The sequence below is a fragment of the Streptomyces sp. Ac-502 genome, from assembly GCF_045222935.1.
GTDB classification, from domain to species: Bacteria; Actinomycetota; Actinomycetes; order Streptomycetales; family Streptomycetaceae; genus Streptomyces; species Streptomyces monomycini.
The window spans coordinates 9,352,173-9,375,140 of record NZ_JBHFFO010000001.1; the positions used below are offsets into that span (position 1 = coordinate 9,352,173).

A 22,968-nucleotide genomic window follows, 5' to 3' on the forward strand; every position below is an offset into this window, starting at 1 on the left:
GGAGTACCCCTGGGCCGACGGTGCGGCACCGGCGAACGCACGGCGCGCGGGTGCACGGCCAGCGCTGCCCCGAGCCATTGCGTGTGGCGGCATGCCTCCGCGCTCCGTCATCCGCGCCCTTGCGTGTGCGGTGCTGTCGAAGGTGACCGGAATGGCCGGCGCACCGTCGACTGCTCGGTGCCCGGTCACTTCGCGCTCCCGCCGCACCTCATCGGCGCATTGGAAAACGGCAGGGCGGGAACCTACAAGGTGCCGGGTTCCACCCGGAGGTCCCGGGTGTCAGCCCTTGCCCGAATGCCTCTGATGGCCCCATTCGTGCCACGGCCTCCGGCACGCGCAACCAGCTCTCCGGCGCGCTCATGAAACGAGAACTTATCGATGTCCCTGCTGTCTGCCCCCTGCGTCGCGCGGCCGTTGGCTTGGTTTCTCCAGAAAACACGAACCCCCAAGACGACCGCGTCCATGTCCTTTCCCGAGATACCCGCGTTCTACAGAACCCTGGCCATTCCCACCAGCTTCGGCGCCGCGAAGAGCACGGTGTACTACCCGCCCGCTGGCTGGAACTCCACGCCTGCGGTGCACGTCAATTTCCACGGCGGTGGCTTTGTGATCGGACATCCTGAGCAGGACGAGCCGTTGTGCCGCTACCTCGCCGCCCGCACGCCCGCCGCGGTCCTCAACGTCGACTACCTTCTGGCACCGCAACACCCCTTCCCCGCCGCTCCGCAGCAGGCATGGGAAGTCGTCCAATGGGTCGCCGAGCACGGGGCGGAGAACGGCTGGGACGCCAGCAGGATCACCGTCGGCGGCCAGAGCGCGGGCGGGGCACTCGCCGCCGCGGCCGCCCGTCAGGCCAGGACAATCGGCACACCCGCCCTCGGCCTGCAGATCCTGCACTACCCGGCCCTGGACGCGGCGACGTCCAGCTGGGCCAAACGGTCCACCGTCTCAAGGCCCGTCATCCGACCGTGGCTCTGCGAGATCCTCATCGGCGCCTATCTGCCCCATCCTGAGGACCGCACTGACCCGCTGGCCTCTCCCGCCGACGGCACCAACGCCGATGGCCTCTCCGGTATCGCCCCCGCTGTGGTGATCACCTGCGAACAAGACCTTCTACGTGACGAGGGGATCGTCTACGCCCGGAAACTGCGCGACGTCGGCGCCCTCGCCGAGCACTGTGACCTGCCAAGGACCGATCACGCCTACAACATCTTCGGGCACGACACCACGCTTGCCGCCCACGTGTACGACCTCATGGCAAACCACCTCCGCCGGGCCCATACGGGCCGATGACCATTCACCCGTCTCAGCACGAGCTTCGACAGCCCAGAGGCTCTCCCCCGACTCCAGGTGTCGTCGGCCTCCAGCCGCGCGACCATCGCCCGCCGCGGCGTAATCGGCGGGTTCTTCGGTTTGGGTACGCAGGGTGCGGTTAATGGCGGATGGTGGTGGGCCAGGGGCGCCGGGGTGGTCTCGTCGGCCCAGGCTTGTTGTTCGTGGGGACCGAGGTCATGGCCGGGGCGGGGGCGGCTGCTGTCGAACTTCGCTGAAGGTCATGTGGTGTCCGCGGGCGGTGTTCGTGTATTCGCGAACCCGGTGGGTCAGCCCGTCTTGGAGTTCGAAGACGAAGCAGTAGTCGTTGCTGTAGTGGTTGCCGTTGGCGAGCGTTGCCGTCATGGTTGCCTTCACGTCCACCCGCTCGCCGGCGGCGTGGAACCTGTGGAAGGTGAGAATGACGTCGCGCGCGAACAGACGGGGAGGCCGTCGGCGAAGAAGCGCACGATCGCTTTCCTGCCGACCATGTGGTGGGTCGTCTTGAGCGCGATGGCAGTGGCGTTGAGCCATTCGGTGTCCTCGGTGAGGACCGCGGCGGCCCGGTCAGGGTCGCCGCTGGCGATCGCTTGGAAGCCGTTCTGGACGATGCTGCTCATGAAGCCACGGTCATCGTGAGTGCGTGCCAGTGTCTTGGACACATGTTCCGGCCGGTCTTCTCCTACCGGTAGTTCGTTAAACCCGGCGGTAGAGATCAAGGGGTCTGCCGGTGGTGACCGTGTCGATCAGGGCTTGGAGTTCGGGTGGCGGGTCGGTGTCGGTCCAGGCTCGCCACCAGCGGTGCGGGGTGGTGGCGGGGGTGAGCCAGGAGCGGAGGGCTCGTAATGCCCTGGGCCAGCAGGGAAGTTGGCGCAGGCGGGGCGTGGCGGGGCCCCTCTCTGGCCGGTCATCGGCGCAGGGGTCGGGCGCGGTGGCGTCCAGGGTTCCGGGTGGAGCGGACCATTGGTCCCAGCAGAAGGAGAACGCGCAGTTCACCAGGGTCTGGTGGTGGCGGATGGCGGTGTCGGAGCGGACCTGGAAGTCGGCCCAGCCGAGTTCGTCCTTGATCTGTTGGTAGCTCTGTTCGATCCAGGGCCGCAGTCCGTAGAGGCGGACGATCTCGGTGAGGTCGGCGGGTGGGTGAGTGCTGGTGGCGGCGTGCGGGGCGTCGGGGTGGGGCAGGTTGGTGGCCGGATACCAGGTGGCCTTCTCCGGCAGGGTGCCCGGGTCGGTGGTGGCGACGACCAGGCGGCACGGGCCGTGGGGCTGCCAGCCGCCGAGGGTGGCGTCGGCGGCCCACCAGGTCTCGGTGTGCCCGTCGCGGAAGTGCCGTTCGATGGGCGTCCAGTCGCCGGGGTGCTCGGCGTCCTGCCAGGCCAGGGCGTGGGCGGCGTCGATGGGGGTGTGCGGCTGGTCGGCGGGTGCCCAGGTGCCGCGGTGCGGCTTGAGAGGGACCACGTAGGGCAGGTGGGCCTCGCGCAGGGCGAGATACCAGTCGTCGCTGACGCTGTAGGCGCAGTCGGCCACCACCGCCCGGCAGGCGAAGCCCGCGTCCTTGCCCCGGGCCGCAAGAGCCGCAGCGATCTGCGGTTTGGTCCGGAAGCCGGGATCGCGCCGGCCGCGCGGGAAGTGGTGGGCGGGGGTGTAGGGCTGTGCGTGCAGCGGGTAGTGCACCCGGCCGTCGGTCCACACCGTGGTCACCGTGACCACGCCGTTGTCGGTCTTGCCCAGCCGTCCCAGCCACTGCCGTCCCACGTGCGCGGTGGCCGTGCCGTCCTTGCGGTCCCCGGAGTCGTCGATAGCCAGCACCCCGGCCTCGTGGGGGGCCAAGGCGGGGTCGGTCCGCAGCAGTTCCAGCCGCCGGGCGTTGACCTGCTCACTGTCCCAGCGCGACTCGGAGAGGAAGTACTGCAGTCGCTGTACGCTCGCCAGGCCCGCGCCCAGCACCGGCCCGGCCCCGGCCAGGCAGGTCAGCGTCTTGTTCCGGTCCCGCGGCGCGAGCAGCCCGGTCAGATACTCACGAAACCCACGCCGCTGGGCGAGGGTGAGGAACAGATCATCGAAACGGGCCGCGTACTCCTCCAACGGTCCCGGCGCAGGCGGACACGTCCGTCGCTCAGTCATCATGCCCCCACTCGGCGAGGCTGCCGGCTCCCACTCCCTCCGCCCCGACCAGGTGTCAACCCCGCTACCGCCGGGTTCAACGAACTACCGGTACGAAATCCACTCTTTGAAGCGGCGTGCGGCCAAGGCCACCCGGCCGGTCCCGATACCGCCGTCGTTTGTCGACGTGCTGCGCGGACACATCGAACGCTTCGGCGTGGCGCCCGACGGCCGTCTCTTTCGCAACCAGGCGGGCAACTACGCCGACATCTCCGCCTACAACGTGACGTGGCGACGCGCGCGCGAATCCGCACTCGCCCTCGGCGAGCAGGCGCAGGAGCTGGCCAGGCGCCCTTACGACCTTCGTCACGCGGGAATTTCGTTCTGATTGGCGTCCGGCGTCGTTCCCGCCGAGTGCGCCCGCCGGGCCGGGCAGAGCGTCCAGGTGCTGTTCGCTACTACGCCAAGTTCCTCGCCGAGGCTCGTGATCACGCCAACCACCTGATTGAGGAATCGATGCGCCGGTGGGACGGCAGCACGGAGGCCACGGCTGGGGACTGAACGGGAATCTGGCCCGCGTATGGCCCGGAACGGCTGGTCAGGACGGGTGTACGGGTGGGACATGGTGGGAGGAGCAGTACATACGGCTGCTTCGCTCGGGGGAGTGCCGCGAAGAGCGCCTGGTCTGTATAAGTGCAGGTCAGGCGCCCTTCTCGTGCGTCTAGAAGAATCCCAGCTTCTTCGGCGAATACGACACCAACAGGTTCTTCGTCTGCTGATAGTGATCCAGCATCATCCTGTGCGTCTCCCGCCCGATGCCGGACTGCTTGTAGCCGCCGAAGGCGGCGTGGGCCGGGTAGGCGTGGTAGCAGTTGGTCCAGACGCGGCCGGCCTGGATGGCGCGGCCGGCGCGGTAGGCGGTGTTGGTGTCGCGGGTCCAGACGCCGGCGCCGAGGCCGTAGAGGGTGTCGTTGGCGAGGGTCATGGCGTGGTCGAAGTCGGTGAAGGAGGTGACGGCTACGACCGGGCCGAAGATTTCCTCCTGGAAGACACGCATGTCGTTGGTGCCTTCGAGGATGGTGGGGCGGACGTAGTAGCCGCCTTCCAGTTCGCCGCCGAGTTCGGCGCGGGTGCCGCCGGTGAGGACGCGGGCGCCTTCCTTCTGGCCGATGTCGAGGTAGGAGAGGATCTTTTCGAGCTGGTCGTTGGAGGCCTGGGCGCCGAGCATCGTGTCGGTGTCCAGGGGTTGCCCTGGACGATCTGTTCGGTGCGGGCGACGCCGGCGGCCAGGAAGTCCTGGTAGTGGCCCTGCTGGAGGAGGGCGCGGGAGGGGCACGTGCAGACTTCGCCCTGGTTGAGGGCGAACATGGTGAAGCCTTCGAGGGCCTTGTCGAGGAAGTCGTCGTCGGTGGCGGAGACGTCGTCGAAGAAGAGGTTGGGGCTCTTGCCGCCCAGTTCGAGGGTGACCGGCTTCAGGTTCTCCGAGGCGTACTGCATGATCAGGCGGCCGGTCGTGGTCTCGCCGGTGAAGGAGATCTTCGCGACGCGCGGGCTGGCGGCCAGGGGCTTGCCGGCCTCCACGCCGAAGCCGTTGACGATGTTGACGACGCCGGGCGGCAGCAGGTCGGCGACCAGGCTCATCCAGTAGTGGACGGAGGCGGGGGTCTGTTCGGCGGGCTTGAGGACGGCGGCGTTGCCGGCGGCGAGGGCGGGAGCCAGCTTCCAGGCGGCCATGAGGATCGGGAAGTTCCAGGGAATGATCTGGGCGACGACGCCGAGCGGCTCGTGGAAGTGGTACGCGACGGTGTCGTCGTCGAGCTGGGAGAGGGTGCCCTCCTGGGCGCGGACGGCGCCGGCGAAGTAGCGGAAGTGGTCGATGGCGAGGGGGAGGTCGGCGGCCAGCGCCTCGCGGACGGGCTTGCCGTTCTCCCAGGATTCGGCGACCGCGAGGGACTGGAGGTTGTCCTCCATACGGTCGGCGATCTTGTTGAGGACCTGGGCGCGTTCGGCCGGAGAGGTACGGCCCCAGGCGGGCGCGGCGGCGTGCGCGGCGTCGAGGGCACGGTCCACGTCCTCGGCCGTGCCGCGGGCGATCTCGGTGAACGGCTGCCCGGTGACCGGGGTCGGGTTCTCGAAGTACTGGCCCCGCGCGGGCGGCACGTACTCACCGCCGATCCAGTGGTCGTACCGGCTCCGGTAGGACATCACGGCGTCGGCGGCACCGGGGTTCGCGTAACGGGCCATGAGAGCTCCCCATCGCTGTCGGGTCGGTCGCGCCTCCGCTCCCGCGGCGGGGCGCCGGTGCGCAGGCTAGGGGAGCGGACGTTGCCCGGACGTTGCGGGAGCGGAGGGAGGTCGTACGCCGTGCGGAGGCGTGTCGCGGTGGAGGCTGGTGTGGTGTCTCCCGGGCGGGCTGTGGCCTTCAGGGCCTCCCAGACCTCCAGGTCGTGTTCGCCCCAGGGGGTGTCTGCCCACAGGCGTAACGTTTCCGGGGTGCGGTGGGTGAGGACGGAGCGCCGTAGCCGGTCTTCGAGGAGGGAACGGAGGCGGCGTACACCGGGGGCCTCGGAGCGGGGGAGGAGAGGGCCGCGGTAGCCGCGGAGCGCGGCGGACAGGTCGCCGGCGGTGAGGTCCGTCTCCACGGCGTCCGCGTCCGTCTCGACGGTTCTGGTCAGGCGGTACGGGCGCGAGGCGAGCAGCGGCCCCACGAGGTGGCGCAGCCGGGACAGCTCCGCGCGCAGGGTCACCGGCCGGACGTCGCGTTCACCGTAGAGCAGCGTGGCCAGTTGGTCGCCTGTCAGACCCTCCGGATGCCGGGCCAGCAGCAGCACGATTTCGCTGTGCCGGCGGCCGAGCCGCAGCGTCCGGCCGTCCGTGACGAGGACGGCCTCGTCCCGGGCGAGCACGGTCAGGTGTGCCGCGGGCGCCGCGTGTTTCACGTACGAGTCCAGGTGTGCCTCGGCGGCACGGGCGGTGGCCTGGACGAGGGCCAGGCTGTGCGGGCTGGCGAGGTGGTCACCGCCGGTGATGTCCACGGCACCCAGCAGCCGGCCCGTCCGCAGGTCGTGCAGGGGCGCCGCCGCGCAGGTCCACTGCTGTACACGCTTGTTGTAGTGCTCGGTCGCGAAGATCTGTACGGCGTGGTCGGCGGCCAGCGCGGTGCCGGGTGCGTTCGTCCCGGCGTGCCGTTCGTCCCAGCGCGCGCCAGGCACGAAGTTCATGCGCTCGGCATGCCGACGGACGCCTGGATGGCCTTCGACCCAGAGCATCCGGCCCTGCGGGTCGCAGACGGCGAGGACGTGGGCGCCGTCGTGGGCGATGGTGCCCAGGAGGTCGCGGAAGACGGGCATGGCGCGGGCCAGCGGGTGCCCGTCGCGGTAAACGCGCAGCTCAGGCTCGTCGAGGTCGATCGGCGCGGGCCCGTCGAGTGTCGCGCGCGCGGACGCCGACCGGCGCCAGGAGTCGGCCACCACCTGGCGCACGGGGTGTGCCACCGGCCCGCCGGCCAAGAACGCCTCGTGGGCGTGCCGGAGGGTGCGGGTGCGCTCTGCGGGGTCGGTTCCTGTCTCCATCGCCAGCCAAGGGTTGACCACGCGTCACCTCTCCGTTGCGGTTCCCGTGCCTGTTCCGGTTCCCAGTTCCGGGTCCGGCTCCGGTTCTGGTACCAGTTCCGGGTCCGGGTCCGGGTCCGGGTCCGGCTCTGGTTCCAGTTCCGGCTACCGTCGCTGTCCCGTACGCCGATGGTGCTCGTACGGGGCGGGGCAGTAAAGGCCGGGGAATGGTCGGGGTCGCTGGTCGGGGCGGGCGTACGGTCAGGTGGGGGCCGTCCGCCTCTCGGGGAGGAGGTCCGAGGTGGCCCGCCAGTGCGCCTTCGGGAGGCCCACCAGCCCGTACAGCCTGCGGACGGGGGAACGACGCGGCAGCAGGAGCGTTCCTGCCACGGCGGCGAAGACCATGAGACCGACCGGGTAGCCGAGGAAGCGGACCAGCGTGCTCGCCAGGACGGCGCCGGCCAGCGGTAGCCCGTAGAGGCCGGCTCCCGCGATGGCTACGGCGAGGAAGCGCGGGACCTTTCGGTCCTGGGCACCGCCCGGCAGCAGCCACCCTTCGGCGAGCCAGCCGATCTCCACCAGCAGCATGGTGCCGATGACGGCGGCGCCGAGGAACAGGAGGGTGAGGAAGGTGCCGGAGGTGAGGAAGCGCAGGACGTTGTTGATGACGCTGTCCTGCGGCCAGGCGCGCAGTGCGGCGCCGTCCGTGGTCAGGAAGCGGCGGTAGCCCTGGCCGTCCCAGCCGTGTACGAGGGTGCCGAAGAGCAGGAAGGAGCCGCCGACGCAGTTCAGATACGCCCAGTAGCCCGCGCCGACCAGGCACAGCGCCTGCGCGATCAGGAAGCCGAGGAGGGCGGCGGTCACGACACCGCCCGCGTAGAGGAGGGGAAGCCCGCCCAGACACCGCGGTGCCCGTCGGCGATGTGCATCGTCGACCAGGACGGGTTCTGCCACATCAGGAAGAGACCGGTGGGTACCAGCAGCACCGCGGCGTACAGGAGCGTGAGACACAGGTACGGGTTCGCCGCACGGCTGACGAGGCGCGGGGCGAGCAGCGCGGGCAGGCCGGTGCGGTCGGCGGCGCGGCGTTCGAGGAACTGCAGCTGCCGGGCGGCGGAGAGCGCGAACGTCGAGCCGATGGCGTACGCCCAGAACAGCGCGGCCGGCAACCCGATCATGCCGTCCCAGCTCCCGGCCCGGCGTCCAGGGTCAGCCCGTCCGCGACGATCAGGTCGGAGGCGACCAGGGCTTGTTCGGCGTCCACGTCGGTCATGAAGACGAACGGCGGTACGACGGGCGGCACCGGGAGGGTGTCCGGCGTGAAGGTCAGACAGATCAGCCCTTCCAGACAGCCGCTGAACTTGGTGAGGTACAGCGTCACATTGCCGTTGAGGTCCAGACTGCGGGCACCGAGGCTGAGTTGGGGGCCGCCGGCGTCACGGGTGGTGAGCCGGTAGTCCGTGAGCGAGGCGGCCTTCATGCGGAGGACCATCGCCTTGACCGGCCCGTCGGCCGTCTGCACCTCGGTGACGCCGGCCAGCATGAAGCCCTTGGGTGCGAACATCGTCGTGGTCACCGTCGGCGGGGTGGACGGTGCGGGGATGCCGGTTGCCGCGTGCGCGGGTTCGGTGGGGGTGGTGATGATCGCGGTCAGGACGATCGGCAGGGTTATGGCGAGGGTTTTGTTCCGGTTCCTGTTGTCGTCCCTGTCGTCCCCGTCGACCCTGTTGCTCTCACTGTCCTTCCCGTCCTTCCCGTCCTTTCCCTCCCCCTCTTCCCGCAACGGCGTCCACCCGAATCCCATCGCGCTGCCCGCGATGCCCAGCCCCATTCCCAGCAGGAACCCGCCCAGGTTGGTCGCCGCGAACGACAGGACGGACAGGATCAGCGCGTGCAGGCTCACGTAGTGGTGCGCGGCCGGGCGCAGCCACAGGAACAGCCCGGCCACGATCAGCGCCAGCCCGATGCCGATGGCGGCCAGTCCGCCCAGGCCGAGGCTGATCAGTACGGTCAGCGGCGACAGCGGTATGAGCAGCAGTTCCGCGCCGCCCAGGACCAGCAGCAGTCCGGCCCAGAACGGCCGGGTCCGCCGCCAGCCGCGGAACGCCGCCCGTCGCTCGGGCCAGGGGAGCCTGACGGCCGGGCGCCGGGTGGTCAGAAGCACTTCTTGCCGTCCAGACTCACGTCCAGCCGCAGGCCCTTGAGGCGGAAGTTGCCGCCGGTGGCGGACCATGCGTGGGATCTGACCCCGGCGACCTCGATGTCCCCGGCCTGGAGGCCGAACTTGCCCTTCTCGCCCTGGACGCCGGGCACCTGGTCGAGGGTGGAGGCGTCCCGCCCGATCTGCGCCGTGCCGAAGCGGGCGTCGCCCACCAGGTCCTCGGCGTCGATGACGAGGCTGTCGGCGGTGACCTGTCCGGCGTCGCCGCCCGCGGTCAGCTTGAACACCACGGTGCCCAGCGGCGTCTTGACCTCGGCCGCCTGGCAGATGTCGCTCAGTGTGGCCCTGCCGAGGCCGAGCAGCGCGACGGAGTGTCCCTTGCCGCTCACGTCGCGGTCGGTGTGTACGTAGGAAGCCAGCCCTTGGCTGGTCAGCTTGCCCGATGAGACCTGGAAGTTGGTGCCCGAGACGGCGAACGACGCGGCGAGCGCGCCCTCGGCCATCACCGAGGCCATCGCGCCGACCGCGAGCACCGCGGGGATGGCCGTGACCGCGGTCTTCTTCCAGGAGGTGCGTCCCTGCGGCAACGGCCGCCTTTTCTTGCTCACTGCTTCCTCCCCGGGGCAGCGATGGGGCGGCTGCCGGCGCAGCCGTGGACACGTGCGAGCGCGCGAGGGAAGTGCCTGGTGGAGCCGCCACGGGACGAAGCCGCAGGTGGCGTACTTCTGCCATACTGCGGAAAATTCGCGGCAGTTGGAGACTAGGGCTCGAATTGAATAATAGTCAACAGCGCGGACCCGGTGTCCCACGGGTCGCCCGCGTCACCGAGCGTTCGCAGGCACGTCGTGCCGAACTGATCGCCACCGGAAGGAGACTGTTCGCCGACACCTCCTACGACGCCCTGTCCATGGACGACATCGCCCGCCAGGCCGGTGTCGCCAAGGGCCTGATCTACTACTACTTCAAGAACAAGCGCGGCTACTACCTCGCGATCATCGAGGACGCCGTCGCGGAACTGGTCCGGCGCGCGGCGAGCACCCACGACCTGCCGCCCGTGGAGCGGGTGCAGCACACGATCGACGGTTATCTGCGCTACGCCCAGCACCACCAGGCGGCCTACCGCGCCATCGTCACGGGCGGTGTCGGCTTCGATGCTCAGGTGCTCGCCATCCGGGCGGAGGTACGGGAACGGCTGCTCGGCACCATCGCGCACGCCGCCTGGGGGCGTGCGGACATGCCCGCGCTGGCCCGTACGGCGCTGGTCGGCTGGCTCTCCAGCGTCGAGGGCGTCACTCTCGAATGGATCGCGCGGCAGGAGCTGGACCGGGAGACGGTCGGATCGCTGCTGGTCCGGGGGCTGGGGGACACCCTGCGGCTGATCGAGGAGTACGAGCCCACCTGCCCTGCGCCCAGTCGGCCGCCTGTCAGCTGAGGGGTACGGGGGCGCGGCCTCGCTCCGGGGGCGCGCGAGTAGAGGGGGTGGGGGCGGGAGGGAAAAGGGGAGGGGGAAGGGGGTGCGGACGCAGGCGTGTCGTACGGCGGGGCACGCCCCCGTGCGTCGTGCGTCGTGCGCCGGATGAGGCCGCGGGCTGCCCCCTGCGCGGGCGATGCAAGGCCGTTGCCCGTGGCGCGGTACCGCTTCGTGTCGCACGGTGACGGGGAATGGCCGAACGCGACTGGTGGCGGGCCAATTCTCGTGCAGAACTGTTGTTTTGCGGTGCTCGTTGTGCCTAACTGTTTGTCTATGTTTCCTTCTTCGTGTCGCCTGAGCCTGCGTGCCAGAGGTGTCCTGCACCGAAGACACCGCGTGAGACGCCCCCGGCACTCGCCCCCTCAACTGCTGTTGCGAGCCCTCCTGTTCGCCCTCGCCGTAGCGTTGCCAGTCAGTAGCCTCAGCCTCGCACCGCCTGCGCGTGCGGTGGGGGAGGGGCCGACCGCATGTCAAAGGCCGCGAAGGGAGACGGACGCGGCCTCAAGGGCGAGTACTTCCGGATGTCCGAGCCCGGTGCCCGCGACTTCGCCGAACTCGGCGGGACGACCCTGGAACCGGCCGTCGACTTCCCCGACCTGAGTTCCGTCTTCCGGCTCACCACCGGGCGCACGGAGCACACCACGGCCCGGTGGAGCGGCAAGATCGAGGTGCCCAGGAGCGGGAAGTTCACCTTCTTCGCCAAGGGGGACAACGGCTTCCGGTTCTTCATCGACGGCAAGCCGGTCATCGACCACTGGAAGCCCGATTGGGACGTCGAGGTCAAGAGCGACCCCTCGAACTCACCGCCGGCCGGCGGTACGACTTCCGGTACGAGATGTTCCAGGACACCGGCGGTTCCAACATGGTGCTGAGCTGGCAGAGCCCGGACGTCGGGAGGCAGCCGGTACCTGAGTCGGCCTTCACCCTGCCGGACGGCTTCGAGCCGTACCCGGTGGATCTCACCGTCGGTGCCGACGGGCGCCGGTTGCGGGCGACGTTCGAGGGTGAGGTCCGTGGGGCCGAGGCGCTCATGGAGCACCTGATGCTGGAGGTCGACAACACACAGATGCCCGTGGAGTCGGTCGTCAGGGACGGTAACGACCCGCGCTCGGTGGTCCTCGCACTGGCCGGGCCCGTCCAGAAGGGGCAGCGGGTACGGTTCGGTTACGACGGCAAGGGCGGGCTGTCCAGCGGAGGGAAGCCCGTGCCGGTGGTGATCCGCGCGGCCGGGAACCTCTCCACCCACCGGCTCACCACCGAGTGGGGCGACAAGGCCGCCCCGGACAACCCGCTGCCCGAGTACCCCCGCCCGCAGGAGAAGCGGGCCGAGTGGAAGAACCTCAACGGCCGGTGGGAGTTCGCCGGGGCCCGTAAGGGCGAGCAGCCCGCGTTCGGCAAGCGGCTGGCTGAGAAGATCACGGTGCCGTTCCCCGTCGAGTCGCAGCTCTCCGGGATCGAGCGGCACGAGGACCACATGTTCTACCGCAGGCTCGTCACCGTCCCCAAGAGCTGGCACGTCGGCAACGCGCGGCGCCTCAAGCTCAACTTCGGTGCCGTCGACTACGAGGCGCGAGTGTGGGTCAACGGCAAGCAGGTGGCCCAGCACACCGGCGGCTACGCCGGGTTCAGCGCCGACATCACCGACGCGCTGAAGAAGGGCGGCCGGCAGGAGATCATCGTCGGCGTCACCGACACCGGCGGCGCCAACCAGCCGAAGGGCAAGCAGACACCGCGCCCCGGGGGCATCTTCTACACCCAGTCCTCCGGTATCTGGCAGACCGTCTGGATGGAACCTGTCGCCAGGACGGCCATCGACAGGATCGTCAGCACGCCCGACATCGGCAGCAGCACCCTCAAGGTGTCGGCGGAGTCCCGTAATGCCTCCTCGCAGGCGAAGGTCACGGCTGTGGCGCGGGACAAGGACGGCAGGGTGGTCGGCAGGGTCACCGGACCGGCCAACGCAGAGCTGAACCTGAAGGTGCGGAACCAGCACCTGTGGTCGCCGGACGACCCGTACCTGTACGGCCTCGAAGTCACCCTGCGCGACGGCGGGTCGAGGGACTCGGTCAAGAGCTACTTCGGGATGCGCTCCATCGGCGTACAGAAGGTCGGCGGCCACCCCAAGCTCGTACTGAACGGCAAGCCCTTCTTCTCCCTCGCCATGCTGGACCAGGGCTTCTGGCCGGACGGCCTGCACACCCAACCCAGCGACGAGGCGCTCCGCTTCGACCTGGAGGGGCAGAAGCGGCTCGGTTTCAACGCGGTGCGCAAGCACATCAAGGTCGAGTCGCCCCGCTGGTACTACCACGCGGACCGGCTCGGACTGCTGGTGTGGCAGGACTTCGTCTCCGGCATCATCACCGACGAGCGGGGGCAGCGGGCCTTCACGGACCAGGGCAGGGAGATGATGCGGCAGACGCACAACTCGCCGGCTGTCGGCGGTTACGTCGTCTTCAACGAGGGCTGGGGCGAGTGGGACCGTGCTGCCACCGGCCGGCTGGCCGAGTCCGTCAAGGCCGCCGACCCCTCGCGCGTCGTCAACGCGCACAGCGGCGTCAACTGCTGTGACTCCAAGGGTGATTCGGGCAAGGGTGACATCATCGATCACCACGACTACAACAACGTCGACCCGCCCGCCCCCGACGAACGCCGGGCCGCCATGGACGGCGAACACGGCGGCTTCACGCTGCGCACCCCCGGCCACATGTGGCCCGGCACCCCCACCGTGATCTACAGCGGGGTGGCAGACCCGGAGGCGCTGACCCGGAAATACGTCGACAACACCCGGAGGTTCTACCTGCGCCAGGCAGGCGAGGAACTGTCCGGCTCGGTCTACACGCAGGTGTCCGACCTGGAGAACGAACTCAACGGTTTCTGGACGTACGACCGGCGGAAACTCAAGGTCGATCCGGCCCGCGTCCGCGCCGTCAACCGCGAGGTCATCGCCGCCGGAGCGGCGGCGGGAGGGTGACGGCCCCGCGCGCCCCGGGCTCTGCGACTGGCCCGGGACACGCGGGAACACCCGAAGCGTGCCGCTGGGGGCCGCCGGCGGGCCGGGACGTGCACAGCCAGTGCGCCGAGGTACTGGGCCGAAACGGCGATAGGCCGCCGGGAATGTCGTATAGGCCCGGACTCGCCGGAACCCGACAAGGGACTGAGCCTCGAACACCGGCAGCACACAAGTCCAAGCCCCCGAAAACATCCCACCCGCGACCGTCGTCAACAGGCACGTGGCATGGTGCGCAGCGACGCCGACGAACCAACCGTCGACGCCGTTCGGGGCAGTGCAGGCACGTTTCGCCGTCACTCGTGAGGGTGATGCATGGGTGCGCGTGCACTGGAGCGGGCAGAGGTGCCAGCGGCAACTTTCCCACCTGCAGAGAGACCCGCTGATGCGTCTTCGCTCCGCCTTCACCACCGTGCTCGGTGCCGCCCTACTCCTGACCGCCACTCCTGGCTCGGCCTACGCAGCGACAGGGCAGTTCCGTTTCTCCTACGTGACTGTGGAGGGGGACGAGGCCAGCGGCTTCCTCAACAACCCGCCCAGCGGTCACTGCATCAACCTCCACGGCGTCGGCCAGGAAAACCCACAGCCAGGCCATTCACCGAAGAACCGCACCGACGCCTGGGCAACCGTCTTCACCGGCACCGACTGCCAGGGCGACTCCTTCCGCCTGCGGCCACGCACCGGCGGCGCCTCAGAGCGCCTCAAACTGCGGTCGGTCATCTTCGACTGACCCGCACGAACAGAACCGAACCGCTTCGACGCCCCGGCTCGTGAACACCTTCGCAGCCGTTCCCGACTGCATCGACGGGAGGTGGCGCGCTGGGGCGGAACGGCGCCTGCGCGGGGACATGCTGGTACACCCCCGCACCCGCGGGGACCACCAGTACAGCCAGGCGCGGAGGTGGCAGGCCGGGGGAAACCCCCGCGCCCGCGGGGACCACGGCATCGCCTGCGGCCGGGCCCCGCACCACCTGGGAACACCCCCGCACCCGCGGGGACCACCGGTTCGGGGTGGGCGGTGGCGATGGCGGGCAGGGAACACCCCCGCACCCGCGGGGACCACCGGCACCTCCGCACGGACGGCGGGCTGGTGATGTGGAACACCCCCGCACCCGCGGGGACCACAGGCCCCTGACCGGCAGCTTCAGCAGGCGGAGCTGTTGGTTTTACTTACTTCCGCTGAATTCGACATAACCGGCATACGCGCAGGCATCGACGGGCTGCTCCGTTCGTGCAGGGTGTGGGAGCGGGGCGTGAGCGGGAGGTGGGGGTTGGGGGCGAGGGGTGGGCTCGGTGTGTTTCAGGGGGTCGGGCCTCGATGGAGCCGCTTCCCGGCGCTTGTCGCCGAGGAAGTGTAGCTCTGTCGGTACCTTAACGCGCTTCGCGGGCGCTGGGCTCTGCACTCCCATGGCCCGTGTTGGCAGGAGGAGTTGTCGGAGATCGCGAGCAGATTTCCCGTTCGTGCGTGTGTATGGATGTGATGTATGGAGATGAAGCCGAACCCGTGAGAACGGGCCCGGCTTCATCGTTACTCTGGGGCGACTGCTGCTACGGCTTTCCCTGACCCCGTGTGCTTCGAGGGGCTGCGCCCTGTCCGGGCGCGCAGGTCGTGCCTGCCGTGACCGCCTACTTGATGGACTTGATCAGCTCACCGTTCGCCGTGTCGCCGCTAAGCTCCCAGAAGAATGTGCCGCCCAGGCCCTGCTGGTTCTTGTACGCCATCTTGGTGCCGATGGTCTCCGGGGTGTCGTAGCTCCACCACTGGCTGCCGCACTTGGCGTATGCCGTGCCGCCGACCTTGCCGGTTGCCGGGCAGCGGGTCTTGAGGAGTTTGTAGTCCTCGATGCCGGCCTCGTACTTGCCGGGCGCCGCGCCGGTCGCCGTGCCGCCCGGCGCGTCCTGTGTCACGCCCTGCCAGCCACGTCCGTAGAAGCCGAGGCCCAGCAGGAGCTTGTTGGCCGGGACGCCCAGGCTCTTGAGCTTCTTGATGGTGTCGGTGGTGTTGAAACCGGCCTTCGGGATGCCGTTGTACGAGGTCAGCGGCGAGTGCGGCGCCGTCGGCCCCTTGGCGTCCCAGGCGCCGAAGTAGTCGTACGTCATGGGGTTGTACCAGTCGAGGTACTGCGCGGCGCCCTTGTAGTCGGCGGCGTCCAGTTTGCCGCCGGCCGAGGCGTCGGCGCTGATGGCCGCCGTCACCAGCTTGCCGCCGAACTTCGAGCGCAGCGCCTTGGCGAGGTTGGTGAACGCTTCCCGGCCGCTGGTGTCGCAGGTCAGGCCGCAGGCGTTCGGGTACTCCCAGTCGATGTCGATGCCGTCGAAGACATCGGCCCAGCGCTTGTCCTGGACGAGGTCCAGGCAGGACTGCGCGAAGGCGTTGGGGTTCTTGGCGGCCTGGGCGAAGCCGCCGGACCAGGTCCAGCCGCCGAAGGACCAGATCACCTTGAGGTTCGGGTGCAGCTTCTTGAGCTTGCGCAGCTGGTTGAAGTTGCCGCGCAGGGCACCCGCGTCCCAGGTGTCGGCCTTGCCGTCGACGCTCTGGTCGGCGGTGTAGGCCTTGTCGTAGTCGGCGTACGCGTCGCCGATGGTGCACTTGCCGCCCTGGACGTTGCCGAAGGCGTAGTTGATGTGGGTCAGCTTGTCGGCGGACCCGGACGTCTGAATGTTCTTGACGTGGTAATTGCGGTCGTAGACGCCCCAGTTGGTGAAGTAGCCGACCACCTTGTCGCCGGCGGCCTGGGTCCCGGCCGACTGGGCGGCGGCCGCGGGGCTGGCGCTGCCGGTGGGGTCGGCGGCGGCGGTGCCCGCGAACAGGGTGCCGGCCAGGGCGGCCGTACACAGTGCGGTGGTGGCGGCGATCAGCCGACGCGGTGATCGCGTACGGACGGGTCTGGGCATGTCGTCTCCTCGGAGGGGGTCGAGGGCGGTGCGGGACGGACACGCGTTCCGAATTGGCATGGACGCGTTGAGTGTTGCGGGGGAGAACGTAGAAGGACTAGACCAGTGCGGTCAATGGTTTGGACCAATTTCATGGCGCGTACAGCTCCCGGCCGCCAGGGGATGTGCGGGGGGACGTAAGGGGATGTAAGGAGCTGAAAGGGGCTTGCGGGGGGAGGCGCGCGGGAGGGGGTGTGGGGGAGGCATGGGCGGCGGGGTGGGGATCTGGCCGGGTCCGATGTCGGTGGGAGCCTGTCGGTTCCGGTGCTGACGAAGTTCCGGCCGCCCGGAACAAGATCTCGATCAACCAGTGACGGGACGCTGTCGATCGGGCATACTCACAGCGCCACAGCTGCAGGTCACCGCCCTCCGCGATCCGGTGGGGGATCATCTGCTGAGCACTGTGCGAACTACCGGCGGCGCCGCCTCACCCTCGCGGGCGCCGTCGCAGCGCCCGACAGGGAGGAGAGCGCCGCCATGACCGAGTACGGCCCCCGGCCGGTGGACCGCAGGCTGCCCACGGAGGAGGCCCGCGACCTGCTGACCTTGGTGCGGGATCTCCTCGACCGTGAGATCAAGCCGGTCGCCGCCGAGCAGGAGGAGGCGGGGCGGTTCCCCCGGGAGACCTTCGCCCTGCTCTCCGAGTCCGGTCTGCTGTCCCTCCCGTACGCGGAGGAGTTCGGCGGCGGGGAGCAGCCCTACGAGGTGTACCTCCAGGTGCTGGAGGAGCTGGCGGCCGCGCGGCTGACCGTGGGCCTCGGCGTCAGTGTGCACACCCTCGCCTGCCATGCGCTCGCCGCGTTCGGCACCAAGGAGCAGCGCGCCGCCCACCTACCCGCCATGCTCGGCGGCGGTCTCCTCGGCGCCTACTGCCTCTCCGAGCCCGCGTCCGGTTCCGACGCCGCCTCCCTGACCACCCGCGCGGTACGCGACGGGGACACCTGGACCCTGGAGGGCACCAAGGCGTGGATCACCCACGGCGGTGTCGCGGACTTCTACACCGTGCTCGCGCGCACCGGCGACAAGGGTGCCCGCGGCATCACGGCCTTCCTGGTGCCCGGCGACGCGGAAGGGCTGACCGCCGCCGCGCCCGAGCGCAAGATGGGCATGAAGGGCTCGCCCACGGCCCAGCTGCACTTCGACGGCGTACGGATTCCCGACGCCCGCCGTATCGGGGACGAGGGGCAGGGCTTCACCATCGCGCTGTCCGCCCTGGACTCCGGCCGTCTCGGGATCGCCGCCTGCGCGATCGGCATCGCCCAGGCCGCCCTGGACGAGGCGCTGGAGTACACCGCCTCCCGGCAGCAGTTCGGCCGCCCGATCGCCGACTTCCAGGGCCTGCGCTTCATGATCGCCGACATGGCCACCCAGATCGAGGCCGGCCGTTCGCTCTACCTGGCCGCCGCCCGTCTCAAGGACGCCGGTCTGCCGTTCGCGAAGGAAGCGGCGATGGCCAAGCTGTTCTGCACGGATGCCGCGATGCGCGTCACGACGGACGCCGTCCAGCTGCTCGGCGGGTACGGCTACACGCTCGACTTCCCGGCCGAGCGCTATATGCGCGAGGCCAAGGTGCTCCAGATCGTCGAGGGCACCAACCAGATCCAGCGCATGGTCGTCGCGCGGCACCTGGTGGGGCCCGAGTCCCGCTGAGGGGCGTGGGTGCGGGGGCGCCCGCGGGATCCCGGGGGAAGAGTTTCCGTACGGTGGACGGGCAGGAAGCCGTCCGCCGCCCGGGGCGGCGGGCCTGGCGGTGTGGTGCCGTCACTCGCCTGCCGACGCCAGCTCCTTCATGCCCGTCGCCGTACCGATCGCCACCACCAGTTCCGGCAGCTCGCGCAGCATCCGGCGGGCCACGGAGACCGCTACGGCGGAGGACGCCTCCAGCAGCATTCCCTGTTCGGCGAGGCGCCGCTGTTCGGCCACGAACTCCTTCTCGGCCACGGCGACGGCCGTGCCGCCGGACCGCCACAGCGCGTCCAGCCCCTGCCAGCACGGGCGTTCCTCGCCGAGTGAGAAGGCGGCGGTGGGATGGCTCTTCACACGCGTACGCTCCTGGGCCGCGCGGTCGGCGTGGCGCAGGGCGGCGGTGAAGGGCGCCGCCCCGGCGGGCTCGGCCGCCACCATCCGGGGCGCCGCGGACACCAGACCGGCCGCGGCCAGCTCCCGGAAACCGCGCTCGATCCCGGACAGCAGGTCGGCCCGGCAGGTCGGTACGACCACCGCGCCGATCCGCCGCCCGGCGAAGTCGCGTGCCAGCTCGTACGCCACCGATTTGTAGCCCTCGTCGGCATACGGATTGCCGCCGGGGGAGGGGCGGAGAAGCTGGTGAGCGGATACCAGCCGTGTTCCTCGACGGCCCGCGCCATGGCGGCGTTGCGGGCCAGGAAGCCGCCTTCGCACCGCACCTGTTCGGCACCCAGCAGATCCATCTGCGCGGCCAGCGCGGGCGGCAGTCCCTCGTCGGTGAAGACCACGCACCGCAGCCCGGCCCGGCCCGCGTAGGCGGCCGCCGCCGCGCCCGCGTTGCCGGACGACGCGGCGACCACGGTGTCGGCGCCGGTCTCCAGCGCGGCCGCCACACCCACCGCCATCGCCCGGTCCTTGTGCGAGCCGGTCGGGTTGCCGCCCTCGTACTTGACCCACAACTCGCTGCCGCACTCCGGCGCGAGCCCGTCGCCGAGCGCGGCCGCGTCGGTGCGCAGCCGTATGTTCGGGGTGTCGCCCTCGCCGAGCGTCACCGGCGGGCCGCTGACCGGCAGGGTTTCCGGCCAGCCCCACGGGCCGCCCGGGTACGAGGACAGCTCCAGGCCCTCCAGGTCGGCGAGCGGCGGCATCGCGTTGGCCCCGATGTCCTCCGCCGCGCACCGGGGGCAGCCGGTGAACCCTCTCACCTCCAGGCCGCAGCGCAGGCAGTGCAGGCTGCTCGGGCCCTGTGCGGAGCCGGCCGTCGTCATGGTGCCCCCTCATTCCGTCACCGTTGCGTCGCCGGTGCCCGCGATGGCTTACGGCTCCCACTGTACGGCGGTGTGTCCGCCGTACAGCGCAACGGGAGGCGCCGTGTCCGCCGGAGCCGGAACCGGAGCCGGAGCCGGGGCGATTCGGGGCGGGTGATGCTGTCGTGGTGTGGTGCCGTCCCGGCCCGGAGCCAGCCCGGACGGGCGTGGGTACGGTTGTGCCCCCCGCCCGGCCGGACGCGGGTACGGCTATGGTCCCGCGCGTACTCCTGACGTACCGTCAATTCCTCCCGCGGAAACGGTCGCCGCCGAGGCGGAACCGCGCGCCCCCGTGGCCACCGGACCGCGCCCGCCCGCGCGTCCAGGAGGTGTCCCGTGACCGACCGGCCGATCGCGCTCGACGAATACCCGGTCCATCAAGTGCCGCTGTCCATGCGGTACGTCGCCACCGGCGACCGCAACGCCTACGACCGCTGCATCTTCCACGTCATGGACCATACCGGCCGCGCGCTGCTCGTCGCCGGCCTCGGTGTCTACCCCAACACCGGTGTCATCGACGCCTACGCCACCTTGCGGCTCGGCGACCGCCTGCACGCCGTACGGGCCTCCGACGCGCTCACCGACGACCGCCTCGCCCTCACCGTCGGACCGCTGACGATCACCGTCGACCGGCCCCTCGAACGGCTCCGGCTGCACTGTGCCGCCGACCCGGCCGACCCCGACGGCCTCTCCTGCGACCTCGTGTGGCACGCCGCCTTCCCGGCCGTCTGGGAACCGCACCACACCCAGTACCGGGGCGGACGGCTCGTCCTCGAAGGCCGCCGGTTCGTCCAGGCGGGCACCTGTACCGGCACCATCCACGCCGGCGGCGAGCGGCTGACCGTCACGGCGGGGGAGTGGACCGGCACCCGGGACCGCAGCTGGGGCGTGCGGCCGATACCCGGTGAGGACGGCGGGCGGGCCGCCGAGGAAGCGCGGCCGGAGGGCTTCCACTGGATCTGGTGCCCGGTCCGCTTCGACGACCGGTTCGTGATGGTCGTCGTCCAGGAGGACGCCGACGGGCACCGTACGCTCAACGAGGCCCTGCTGGTACGCAACGGCACCCACGACATCCAACTCGGCTGGCCGCATACCGACATCACCTACCGGCCGGGCACCCGCCACCCCGAGCGCGCCGTGCTGCGCCTCACCGACCCGTCACGCAAACCGCTCGAACTCGCCGCCGAGATCCTCACCTCCTCACCCCTGGCCGTCGGCGCGGGCTACCCGCCCGCCGACGACTGGCAGCACGGCACCTGGCGCGGACGCGGCTGGACCGACCGCCGCACCTACGACCTCGCCGACCCCGCCGCCCATCCGCGGGCGGCCTACGGGGTCACCGACCACGCGGCCCGCTTCACCCTCGACGGCCGTACCGGATACGGGATCTTCGAGCACGGCAGCTTCGGCCGCCACGATCCCAGCGGCTTCACGGGGCACGCCGACGTGGCGGAGGCCGTCGGGGCATCGCCCGCTGAGGCACCGGGCCGTTCGGACGGCCCGGCCCCCCGAAGGAGCGGTCGTGAGCGGCGCGTCCCGGCCCCGCACCAGCACGCGCGACCCGGGCGAGCTGACCCGGCGGCTGTCGGCGTGGCTGGCCACCCGCCTGCCCGGTGCCCGTGCGGTCTCCGCGACCGTCCCCGCCTCCAACGGCATGTCCAGCGAAACCCTGCTCTTCGACATCGACCACCCCCGTCCGCCCGTCCGCTCCTGTGCCTTGCGTCTGGCTGCCGACCCTGCCGCTTACACGGTATTCCCCACCTATGACATGGCCCGCCAGTACCGCACGCTGCGCCTGGTGGCCGAGCACACCGACGTGCCCGTGCCACGCACGCTGTGGCTGGAGGAGGACCCGGGGCCGCTCGGCGCACCGTTCTTCGTGATGGAGCGCGCCGAGGGCCGCGTACCGCCTGACGTCATGCCCTATACGTACGAGGGGAGTTGGCTGCACGCCGCTACCGACGCGGAGCGCGCGGACCTGGAAGCGGGCACGGTCTCCGTCCTCGCCCGGATCCACGACCAGGTGCCCGTCGGGGAGACGGGCTTCCTCGCCCTGCCCGGCAGCGGGAGCGCACTGCGGCGGCACGTGGCGGCCCAACGGGCCTACTACGCCTGGGTCGTCGCCGGACGGGAACCGTCCCCGCTGATCGAGCGCGGCTTCGCCTGGCTCGCCGAGCACTGGCCGACGGAGTCCGAAGCAGCCGACGAGACCGTACTGACCTGGGGCGACGCACGGATCGGCAACATCGTCTACGACGGCTTCACGCCCGCCGCCGTGCTGGACTGGGAGATGGCCGTACCCGGCCCGCGCGAACTCGACCTCGGCTGGATGGTCTATCTGCACCGGTTCTTCCAGGACCTGGCGGAGAGCGGCGGCCAGCGGGGTCTGCCCGGCCTGCTGCGCCGCGACCGGGTCGAGGAGCGCTACGCCCGGCTCACCGGCCACGCACCGCGCGCCATGGACTTCCACACCCTCTACGCGGCCCTGCGGCACGCCGTCGTCATGCTGCGGGTGGCCTACCGCCAGGTCCATTTCGGGGAGGCGCCCGTACCCGCCGACCCGGACGCGCTGATCATGCACCGGGCCACACTGGAGGCGATGATCGAGGGCCGTTACCGGCGCTGGTGAGGGCCGTAACGAGGAGGGCCGTGACGGGGGCCGTGCTGGGTGAGGGCCGCTCCGGGAGAGAGCTGTTACGGGTGAGGGCCGTTACGGGTGAGGGCCGTCACGAGGGAGGGCCGCCGGGTGGTCCGGCGGCCCTCCGCAAGCGGCGCCGGGACGGCGCGGGAGCGGCCACCCGCTCCCGCCGGTCGGACGCGGGCCTCAGGGCCGGCGCATCCGTGGCACGCGCGACGGACGCGTACCCGGCCCGCCCACGTGCGAGAACGGCTGCCGGCGCCAGTCCAGCCCCTCCGGCAGGGTCAGCAGCACACCGGCGTCCTGCTCCTGGGCCTCCAGCGAGTCGTCCGCCGAGGAGGCGTCGGCCACCGGCCGCCCCGAGCCCTCGCACACCGACAGGCAGAAGGGGTTCCAGGGCGTCGGGCACAGCGCGTGCTCGGGCAGGGTGTCCTCGTCGGCCAGCATGGCGATCGGCTGGGCGCAGTCCGGGCAGGTCACCCGGAAGATCTCCATGGTCTCGAAGGAGTCGTACGGATCGTCCTCGCCGGTGAAGCCGGGACTGTCGCCCTCCTGGGCATCGAGGCCGAGCAGCGCGGATTCGGTCTTCAGACGTCGCATGATGGTCATCCCCCTCGGGTGGGCCGCACGGCCGCCGGCTTCCGATGGCGGGCGGCTCCGGCCAACACGAGCAATTCCCCTCATGCCCCGCGCATAATCGCCGAGACCCGCGGGAAACGGGAGCACGCGTGTGGTATTGGTCACACGAGCCGCGCGAGCGCGGCCACGATCCGGCGTACGGTGCGCACACGCGCCCGAG

At 70.5% G+C, this 22,968-nt stretch carries 17 protein-coding genes, 4 pseudogenes and 1 CRISPR repeat array; of the genes and pseudogenes, 8 read left to right on the forward strand and 13 right to left on the reverse strand.

All coding sequences use genetic code 11. The annotated features are described in order from the left end of the window. The first annotated feature begins 462 nt into the window (after positions 1-462). Positions 463-1,293 carry an alpha/beta hydrolase gene (locus ACEXOX_RS42575; RefSeq protein WP_406525985.1) on the forward strand — a complete coding sequence of 277 codons (831 nt, stop codon included), beginning with the start codon at positions 463-465 and terminating at the stop codon, positions 1,291-1,293. A gap of 216 nt (positions 1,294-1,509) precedes the next feature. Here the strand turns inward: ACEXOX_RS42575 and ACEXOX_RS42580 are convergent, their stop codons facing one another. The 3 genes from ACEXOX_RS42580 to ACEXOX_RS42590 all read right to left on the reverse strand — a co-directional run bounded on the left by ACEXOX_RS42580 (position 1,510) and on the right by ACEXOX_RS42590 (position 3,396). Then, positions 1,510-1,677 (reverse strand): hypothetical protein, encoded by a 168-nt coding sequence (locus tag ACEXOX_RS42580; protein WP_406525986.1) that lies wholly within the window; start codon positions 1,675-1,677, stop codon positions 1,510-1,512. A gap of 8 nt (positions 1,678-1,685) precedes the next feature. Continuing rightward, positions 1,686-1,931, reverse strand: a complete 246-nt coding sequence (locus ACEXOX_RS42585; RefSeq protein WP_406525987.1) for a hypothetical protein — start codon at positions 1,929-1,931, stop codon at positions 1,686-1,688. A 76-nt stretch (positions 1,932-2,007) separates the two neighbouring features. After that, positions 2,008-3,396, reverse strand: a complete 1,389-nt coding sequence (locus ACEXOX_RS42590) for an IS701 family transposase (protein WP_406525988.1) — start codon at positions 3,394-3,396, stop codon at positions 2,008-2,010. A gap of 145 nt (positions 3,397-3,541) precedes the next feature. Between ACEXOX_RS42590 and ACEXOX_RS42595 the strand changes: the two genes are divergently transcribed. Beyond that, on the forward strand, positions 3,542-3,802 hold the full coding sequence (locus ACEXOX_RS42595; protein WP_406525989.1) for a hypothetical protein: 261 nt from the start codon (positions 3,542-3,544) through the stop codon (positions 3,800-3,802). 333 nt (positions 3,803-4,135) lie between these two features. On the opposite strand, the pseudogene ACEXOX_RS42600 reads toward ACEXOX_RS42595, so the two are convergent. From ACEXOX_RS42600 to ACEXOX_RS42625, 6 genes and pseudogenes are all read right to left on the reverse strand, one after another. Next, a pseudogene (locus ACEXOX_RS42600) lies at positions 4,136-5,658 on the reverse strand (aldehyde dehydrogenase family protein). Beyond that, on the reverse strand, positions 5,619-7,007 hold the full coding sequence (locus tag ACEXOX_RS42605) for a GAF domain-containing protein (protein ID WP_406525990.1): 1,389 nt from the start codon (positions 7,005-7,007) through the stop codon (positions 5,619-5,621). Before ACEXOX_RS42605 ends, ACEXOX_RS42600 begins: the two are co-directional and overlap by 40 nt. A gap of 219 nt (positions 7,008-7,226) precedes the next feature. Beyond that, positions 7,227-7,829 (reverse strand): hypothetical protein, encoded by a 603-nt coding sequence (locus tag ACEXOX_RS42610; protein WP_406525991.1) that lies wholly within the window; start codon positions 7,827-7,829, stop codon positions 7,227-7,229. Next, on the reverse strand, positions 7,826-8,143 hold the full coding sequence (locus ACEXOX_RS42615; RefSeq protein WP_406525992.1) for a hypothetical protein: 318 nt from the start codon (positions 8,141-8,143) through the stop codon (positions 7,826-7,828). Before ACEXOX_RS42615 ends, ACEXOX_RS42610 begins: the two co-directional genes overlap by 4 nt. After that, positions 8,140-9,129 carry a DUF6114 domain-containing protein gene (locus tag ACEXOX_RS42620; RefSeq protein WP_406525993.1) on the reverse strand — a complete coding sequence of 330 codons (990 nt, stop codon included), beginning with the start codon at positions 9,127-9,129 and terminating at the stop codon, positions 8,140-8,142. The genes ACEXOX_RS42615 and ACEXOX_RS42620 overlap by 4 nt, the downstream gene beginning before the upstream one ends. After that, on the reverse strand, positions 9,120-9,641 hold the full coding sequence (locus tag ACEXOX_RS42625) for a DUF6230 family protein (protein ID WP_275127355.1): 522 nt from the start codon (positions 9,639-9,641) through the stop codon (positions 9,120-9,122). The genes ACEXOX_RS42620 and ACEXOX_RS42625 overlap by 10 nt, the downstream gene beginning before the upstream one ends. Before the next feature lie 257 nt (positions 9,642-9,898). On the opposite strand from ACEXOX_RS42625, the gene ACEXOX_RS42630 reads away from it, so the two are divergent. From ACEXOX_RS42630 to ACEXOX_RS42640, 3 genes and pseudogenes are all read left to right on the forward strand, one after another. Beyond that, positions 9,899-10,558, forward strand: a complete 660-nt coding sequence (locus tag ACEXOX_RS42630) for a TetR/AcrR family transcriptional regulator (RefSeq protein ID WP_406525994.1) — start codon at positions 9,899-9,901, stop codon at positions 10,556-10,558. A 375-nt stretch (positions 10,559-10,933) separates the two neighbouring features. Continuing rightward, positions 10,934-13,568: pseudogene (locus tag ACEXOX_RS42635) on the forward strand (PA14 domain-containing protein). Positions 13,569-13,989: 421 nt separating this feature from the next. Then, positions 13,990-14,334: a hypothetical protein gene (locus ACEXOX_RS42640; protein WP_406525995.1), complete on the forward strand. Its 345-nt coding sequence runs from the start codon at positions 13,990-13,992 to the stop codon at positions 14,332-14,334. Between the two features lie 123 nt (positions 14,335-14,457). Further along, positions 14,458-14,729: direct repeats of the CRISPR family, unit length 28 nt; unit sequence GGAACACCCCCGCACCCGCGGGGACCAC. Between the two features lie 501 nt (positions 14,730-15,230). Here ACEXOX_RS42640 and ACEXOX_RS42645 read toward each other — a convergent pair. Further along, positions 15,231-16,499 (reverse strand): glycoside hydrolase family 18 protein, encoded by a 1,269-nt coding sequence (locus tag ACEXOX_RS42645; RefSeq protein WP_406525996.1) that lies wholly within the window; start codon positions 16,497-16,499, stop codon positions 15,231-15,233. Positions 16,500-17,015: 516 nt separating this feature from the next. Between ACEXOX_RS42645 and ACEXOX_RS42650 the strand changes: the two genes are divergently transcribed. Next, entirely contained in the window at positions 17,016-18,188 is a 1,173-nt protein-coding gene (locus ACEXOX_RS42650) for an acyl-CoA dehydrogenase family protein (RefSeq protein ID WP_406525997.1), read from the forward strand. 111 nt (positions 18,189-18,299) lie between these two features. Here the strand turns inward: ACEXOX_RS42650 and ACEXOX_RS42655 are convergent, their stop codons facing one another. Both ACEXOX_RS42655 and ACEXOX_RS42660 read right to left on the reverse strand, forming a co-directional pair. Further along, positions 18,300-19,016: a pyridoxal-phosphate dependent enzyme gene (locus tag ACEXOX_RS42655; protein ID WP_406526661.1), complete on the reverse strand. Its 717-nt coding sequence runs from the start codon at positions 19,014-19,016 to the stop codon at positions 18,300-18,302. Next, a pseudogene (locus tag ACEXOX_RS42660) lies at positions 18,908-19,492 on the reverse strand (pyridoxal-phosphate dependent enzyme); the annotation flags it as partial. The gene ACEXOX_RS42655 and the pseudogene ACEXOX_RS42660, both read right to left, overlap by 109 nt. A 375-nt stretch (positions 19,493-19,867) precedes the next feature. Here ACEXOX_RS42660 and ACEXOX_RS42665 point away from each other — a divergent pair. Continuing rightward, positions 19,868-20,998: pseudogene (locus tag ACEXOX_RS42665) on the forward strand (hypothetical protein); the annotation flags it as partial. Between the two features lie 55 nt (positions 20,999-21,053). Continuing rightward, complete coding sequence (locus ACEXOX_RS42670) at positions 21,054-22,160, forward strand: phosphotransferase family protein (RefSeq protein WP_406525998.1); 1,107 nt, start codon at positions 21,054-21,056, stop codon at positions 22,158-22,160. A 195-nt stretch (positions 22,161-22,355) separates the two neighbouring features. Here the strand turns inward: ACEXOX_RS42670 and ACEXOX_RS42675 are convergent, their stop codons facing one another. Next, positions 22,356-22,778: a hypothetical protein gene (locus ACEXOX_RS42675; protein WP_406525999.1), complete on the reverse strand. Its 423-nt coding sequence runs from the start codon at positions 22,776-22,778 to the stop codon at positions 22,356-22,358. Positions 22,779-22,968 lie beyond the last annotated feature (190 nt).